The organism is Arcobacter sp. CECT 8989, assembly GCF_004116715.1.
Lineage (GTDB): Bacteria > Campylobacterota > Campylobacteria > Campylobacterales > Arcobacteraceae > Halarcobacter.
This window is the reverse complement of record NZ_PDKE01000133.1, coordinates 1-389: the sequence shown is the minus strand read 5'-3', so window position 1 is coordinate 389 and position 389 is coordinate 1. Positions and strand designations below refer to the sequence as shown.

At 32.6% G+C, this 389-nt stretch carries 1 protein-coding gene; it reads left to right on the top strand.

Annotated elements, in window-relative coordinates; translation table 11 throughout:
* The first annotated feature begins 213 nt into the window (after positions 1–213).
* Positions 214–372 (top strand): hypothetical protein, encoded by a 159-nt coding sequence (locus CRV02_RS14990; RefSeq protein ID WP_164969042.1) that lies wholly within the window; start codon positions 214–216, stop codon positions 370–372.
* Positions 373–389 lie beyond the last annotated feature (17 nt).

Here is a 389-nt window from a genome sequence, read left to right as displayed (position 1 = left end):
GATTTAGGTATTAATTATACAACAAACTGCGATGATATCTTAGCTTGAGATATTAGTACTATTGACACAACAAAAAATCAAGAGACTGTTGATATGATTTGTGAAGAAGAAATAGCTAAAATGAAAGATGGAGATATTTTAATCAACTGAGCTGGAGGTGGTTTATACAAGGAAGAAACACTAGTTAATAAATTAAAATCTGGAAAAATCGCAATGGATGAAATTGAAGTATTCAAAAAAGAGCTTGCCATTGATCACACTCTTTTTGATTTAGACAATGAAACTGTAACTGCAAACCTAGGACCAAATAAAACACAATCTCAAAAACACATCGATCCCCAAGCAGCTAAAAATAGAAATGAGTCCGCATGAGGACATCCGATTCCAAA